Annotated in this window: 6 protein-coding genes; 2 read left to right on the top strand and 4 right to left on the bottom strand. The window is 65.5% G+C overall.

All coding sequences use genetic code 11. The annotated features are described in order from the left end of the window. Both VFA16_RS22815 and VFA16_RS22810 read right to left on the bottom strand, forming a co-directional pair. Nucleotides 1-900, bottom strand: a 900-nt coding sequence (locus VFA16_RS22815) for a glutamate-1-semialdehyde 2,1-aminomutase (RefSeq protein WP_324970022.1), incomplete at its 3' end; no start/stop codon positions are given. 170 nt (nt 901-1,070) lie between these two features. Beyond that, complete coding sequence (locus VFA16_RS22810) at nt 1,071-1,466, bottom strand: nitroreductase/quinone reductase family protein (RefSeq protein ID WP_324970021.1); 396 nt, start codon at nt 1,464-1,466, stop codon at nt 1,071-1,073. Between the two features lie 22 nt (nt 1,467-1,488). Here VFA16_RS22810 and VFA16_RS22805 point away from each other — a divergent pair, with 22 nt between their 5' ends. Together VFA16_RS22805 and VFA16_RS22800 are read left to right on the top strand one after the other, a co-directional pair. Continuing rightward, entirely contained in the window at nt 1,489-1,884 is a 396-nt protein-coding gene (locus VFA16_RS22805) for a nitroreductase family deazaflavin-dependent oxidoreductase (RefSeq protein ID WP_324970020.1), read from the top strand. Nucleotides 1,885-1,947: 63 nt separating this feature from the next. Further along, nucleotides 1,948-3,357 carry a selenium-binding protein SBP56-related protein gene (locus tag VFA16_RS22800; RefSeq protein ID WP_324970019.1) on the top strand — a complete coding sequence of 470 codons (1,410 nt, stop codon included), beginning with the start codon at nt 1,948-1,950 and terminating at the stop codon, nt 3,355-3,357. A gap of 4 nt (nt 3,358-3,361) precedes the next feature. Here the strand turns inward: VFA16_RS22800 and VFA16_RS22795 are convergent, their stop codons facing one another. Together VFA16_RS22795 and VFA16_RS22790 are read right to left on the bottom strand one after the other, a co-directional pair. After that, complete coding sequence (locus VFA16_RS22795; protein ID WP_324970018.1) at nt 3,362-4,792, bottom strand: amino acid permease; 1,431 nt, start codon at nt 4,790-4,792, stop codon at nt 3,362-3,364. 57 nt (nt 4,793-4,849) lie between these two features. Next, a partial coding sequence (locus VFA16_RS22790) for a helix-turn-helix domain-containing protein (RefSeq protein WP_324970017.1) occupies nt 4,850-5,400 on the bottom strand: 551 nt, incomplete at its 5' end.

The following is a 5,400-nucleotide window of genomic DNA, read 5'->3' as shown; positions in this document are numbered from 1 at the left end:
CGTGGCCACGGGGTTACCGGACAGCGTGCCGGCCTGATACACCGGCCCCAGCGTCGCCAGCCGCTCCATCACCTCGGCGCGCCCGCCGAACGCCGCAGCCGGCAGCCCGCCGCTCATCACCTTGCCGAACGTGAACAGGTCGGCGGCCACCGGATCGATTCCGTACCAACCACTTCGGCTCACCCGGAAACCGGTCATCACCTCGTCGACGATCAGCAGCGCCCCGTTTTCGGCGGTGATTTCCCGCAGCCCGGCGTTAAACCCCGGCTTTGGCGGCACCACACCCATGTTGCCCGGGCTGGCCTCAGTGATCACCGCGGCGATCTCCTCGCCGAACCGGGCGAACGTCTGCTGTACGGCGTCGAAGTCGTTGTAGGGCAGCACGATCGTGTCTGCTGCGGAGGCGCCGGTGACTCCGGGCGTGGACGGGAGGCCGAGCGTCGCCACCCCGGAGCCGGCGTCGGCGAGCAGCGCGTCGACGTGCCCGTGATAGCAGCCGGCGAACTTGACGATCTTGGCGCGGCCGGTGAAGCCGCGGGCCAGCCGGACCGCGCTCATCGTGGCTTCGGTGCCGGAGTTGACCATGCGGACGCGCTCGACCGCCGGGACCCGGCTGATGATCTCGGTGGCCAGCTCGGTTTCCGCGGGCGTCGGCGCCCCGAACGACAACCCGCCGGCGGCGGCTTTCTGCACGGCGTCGACCACCGCCGGGTGCGCGTGGCCCAAGATCATCGGGCCCCACGAGCAGACCAGGTCGACATACCGGTTGCCGTCGGCGTCGGTGAGCCAGCAGCCGCTCGCCTCGGTGATGAACCGGGGGGTGCCGCCCACCGCCGTGAACGCCCGCACCGGGGAGTTCACTCCGCCGGGAATGACCGCGCACGCGCCGTCGAACAGCATGGCGGAAATCGCCGTTTCGCCGGCCACCCGGTCAGTACTACCCACGACGACTAGTGTCCCAGCTGCCGGGACGCGGTCCACTACGGGGTGTAATAGTCGGTTGACCAGTTACGCCGAACCTTGCCGGCCGGTCGTCACACCAGTCACCTCTGTCTCAGCGCACGCGCCGCTCACGGCCTCGTCAGCGCGAACACCGGATGGTCCGCAGGGTCGGGCAGCTTGCGGAAGTAGCCCTCGACCGCCTTGCCGGCTTTTTTCTGGTAAGCCGCCAGGATCGGCTGCCGGTCCGAGACAGGTGTTTCGGCGGCGATGTACTTCGTGGTTCCAGACTTATTGCTCACCGTGATGTTGGGGTTGGCCCGGACGTTTTTGACCCATTGCGACTCGCCGCGGGTGGATACCAGGTATCTGGTGCCGCCGACCTCGACTGTGACGACGGGGATGTTCTGCGGCTCTCCGCTGCCGCGTTTGGTGACCGTCAGGGTTTCGCTGTTGCTGATGCCGGTGGCCATGGCGATCCGGTTGAAGATCTTCACGGTGAACCACGGCGGCTTGAGGTACGCCATGGGATAAGAGTTTGATGGCGGCATGCAACTACCGCAACGGCTCGCCCGGTTCAACCGGCACGTCACCAACCCTGTCCAACGGCTGTGGGCAGGCTGGCTTCCGGGCTTCGGAATTCTCGAACACGTCGGACGCCGTTCCGGCAAGCCCTACCGCACCCCGCTGAATGTGTTCAGCGCAGAGGTCAACGGGCAGCCGGGCGTCGCGATCTTGCTGACCTACGGCCCGGACCGCGACTGGCTGAAGAACCTCAACGCCGCGGGCGGCGGCCGGATACGGCGCAACTGCAAGACCTTCGGCGTCACCAACCCGCAAAAGGTCACCCGCGACGAGGCTGCTCAGTACGTCAGTCCGCGCGTGCGGCGGATCTTCGGGCGGTTGCCGTTCGAAGAAGCCGTGCTGCTCACCAAAACGGATTAGCGGCAAAGGTCCCAAACCGGCAAAAGCACTGCTGCACGGCGTCGGTCAGAGGATCATCGGCTCATGGCTGTAACAGATCCGACGTTTTACCGCAGCCCGGGCGCCGCCGTCGCGGCCGCGCCCGAGCGGCTGGCTTATGTTGCTGCGTTCGACCCAGCCGGCACGAGAAACGACGCGCTTGCCGTGGTGGACTGCGACGCTGATTCATCGACCTACGGCAGTGTGGTCGGCTGGGCTGAACTTCCTTCGGCGGGCAATGAACTGCACCACTTTGGGTGGAACGCATGCTCGAGTGCGCTGTGTCATGAGGGCCATGCCGGCCACCATGAGCTGGAGCGGCGCTACCTCGTCGTGCCCGGCATCCGCTCCTCGAACACCTTTGTGCTCGACACCAAGCCCGACCCGATGCACCCGAAGCTGATCCACACCATCGAGGCGGATGAGCTTGCGGCCAAGGCCGGATACTCGCGTCCGCACACAGTTCATTGCGGACCTGACGGCATTTTCATGTCGGCGCTCGGCGGCGCGAACGGCAGTGACGGGCCCGGCGGCGTCGCGCTGATAGACCACGACACGTTCGAGGTGATCGGGCCGTGGGAGGCCGACCGCGGGCCGCAATTCTTTTCCTATGACGTGTGGTGGCATCTGCGCCACGACACCGTGGTGACATCCGAGTGGGCGACCCCGTCGATGCTCGAGAGCGGGCTGAATCCCGATGACCTGCTCGGCCGCAAGTTCGGTCATCACCTGAACTTCTGGAGCATGTCCGAGCGCAAGCTCACCCAGCGCATCGACCTGGGCGATCAGCACCAAATGGTGCTCGAACTGCGGCCCGCGCACGACCCGAGCAAAGCGTGGGGCTTCGTCGGCGTGGTGATCAGCGTCGAGGATTTGTCGGCCTCGGTATGGCTGTGGCACAAGGCTGGCGATCGGTGGGCGGTCGACAAAGTCATCACCATCCCGGCCGAACCAGCCGACCCCAGCAGCCTGTCGCCTGCTTTGCAGCCGTTTGGTGCGGTACCGCCGCTGGTCTCCGACATCGACCTTTCGGTGGACGATCGCTGGCTCTACGTATCATGTTGGGCGACAGGGGAACTCAAGCAATACGAGGTCAGCGATCCATTCCACCCGCGCGAGACGGCGTCGGTGCGGCTGGGCGGAATCGTGCGTCGTCAGCCGCACCCGTCGGCCCCGGACATGCCGCTAAGCGGTGGGCCGCAGATGGTGGAGGTCAGCCGCGACGGCCGGCGCGTGTATTTCACCAACTCCCTGTACGGGGCGTGGGACGAGGTGTTCTACCCCGACGGCGTCGGTGCGTGGCTGGCCAAATTCGACGCCGACGTCTCGACCGGCGGCCTAGCGCCCGATACCGGCTTCTTTCCTCACGGCGACGAGTTCCGCGGGCTGCGGGTACACCAAGTCCGGCTGCAGGGCGGTGACGCGTCCAGCGATTCCTACTGCTTCACGAACTAGCGGCCTAGTCGGCGTCCTGCGCCAATGCGGGTTCTGTGCGATCCATCGGCGACCCGGCCCGTCGCCGCCACCAGTTGCCGGCGAAATACACCACAACCACGACGGCCCAGGAGAGCAGGCTCAGCCAAAACTGTTCACGCGCATCGTGATCGAACGCCATTTGCACCAGTACCGCGACGATCGCCACCAGGGTGAGAATCGACAGCGCGGGGAACAACCACATCTTGACCCGCAATTTCTCCGGCGGTGTGCTCAGGCGTAACACGATCTGCGACAACGCAATCAGCAAGTACACGAACAGCACAATGGCGCCGGACGAATTGAGCAGGAAGATGAACACCGTTCCTGGCGCGATCCACGCCATCAGGACGCAGCCGAAGCCCACCAGCGACGAGCACACGATCGCGACGTACGGCACGCCGCGGCGGCTGACCCTCAACAGTTGGGCCGGCGCCTCTTGCCGGACGGCCAGCACAAATAGCATCCGCGACGAGGTGTAGAGCCCTGAGTTCAAGCAGGACAGCACCGCGGTGAGCACGATCGCGTTCATCGTGTGATCCGCGCCGGGGATGCCCATGTGCTTGAGCGCCGCCACATACGGCGATGCGCCGATCTCGACCGAGTTCCAGGGCAGGATCACCACGAGCAACAAAACCGAGCCGACAAAGAAGATCGCGATGCGAGCGGCGACCGCGTTTGTTGCCCGTTGGATTGCGCGCTGGGGGTTGGGTGTCTCGCCGGCGGCGATAGTGGCGACTTCGGCGCCGACCATCGAGAAGATCACCACCACGACGGCCGCGACAACACCGTGGGCGCCATGTGGAAACATCCCGCCGTGAGAGGTCAGGTTGGAAGCGTCCGCGGTGCGGTGAGGCCACAGCCCAACCACGAACAACGTGCCGAGAGCCAGGAAGCCGACGATGGTCGCGACTTTGATTCCGGCGAACCAGAATTCGAATTCTCCGAACGACGACACCGAGAATAAGTTCGTCGTCGTCATCGCCAGCATCAGGACCAGCGACACCAGCCACAGCGGAACGTGGACCCAGTAGGTCATGACTCTCGCGCCGGCAACCGCCTCGAAACCCACGACGATCACCCAGTAATACCAATACAGCCAGCCCACCGAAAATCCGGCCCATCCCCCCAGCGCTTTTCGAGCGTAGTCAGCGAACGATCCGGTCGACGGGTTGGCCGTGGCCATCTCGCCGAGCATTCGCATCAACAGGATGATCAGCACTCCGCACAGCGCATAGGTCAGAAAGGCGGCGGGGCCGGCGGTTCGGATGACGACGCCGGATCCGACGAAAAATCCGGCGCCGATGACACCGCCGATAGCGATCATCGTCAGCTGCCGCTGCGAAAGCCCTTGGTGGAGTTGCGACTTTGAAGCGCCTAGTGGTCGTCGGTTAGACGGATCTGGCGCGGGCAGCATGACGGGACGCTAGCACTCGGCGATCTGGCGCGCGACCGGCAACGCCGAGGTGGGCACTCAGACCGGCACCGCGCGCAGCGCCGCGGGCAGGCTGGGCAGGAAATGCTGGGTGGCGAATGCGCGGACGTCGTCGGCGGTCTCGAGCCGTTGGAGACTTGGCACCAACAGCACCATCGCCGCGTACCGCAAGATGGTGTCGGCCAGTTCGTCGACAGCTTGAGCGCCGATCCGCTCGGCGAATCTGTCGGGGAAGATTACCTGCAGCGCGGCGGCCATCCGCTCCACCGCGGCGCCGTAGTGCTGGCGGGCCAGCTCGAGCATCAGCCCCGGTTCGTCGGCGATTACGCGGGTGAGCACCCGGTGCTGCCGAAACCGCATGATCGACAGCGTGAACGCCTCCACATAGTAATTAGATTGCGGCGGGCGGTTTTTCAGCTCTTCGGCGATGTCGGCGAAAAGTACCGCGTTCTCCCGGTCGATGACGGCTGCGACGAGCTCGTCACGGTTGGCGAACCGGCGGTAGATCGTGGTGCGGCTGACCCGGGCGCGCCGGGCCACGTCGTCGAGCGCGACCCGACGGAAGCCGTGCCGTTCGAACTCGACGACGG

Source organism: Mycobacterium sp. (assembly GCF_035653355.1).
GTDB lineage: Bacteria > Actinomycetota > Actinomycetes > Mycobacteriales > Mycobacteriaceae > Mycobacterium.
Note: the sequence above shows the minus strand (reverse complement) of the source record. Positions and strands in the feature narration are given on the sequence as shown.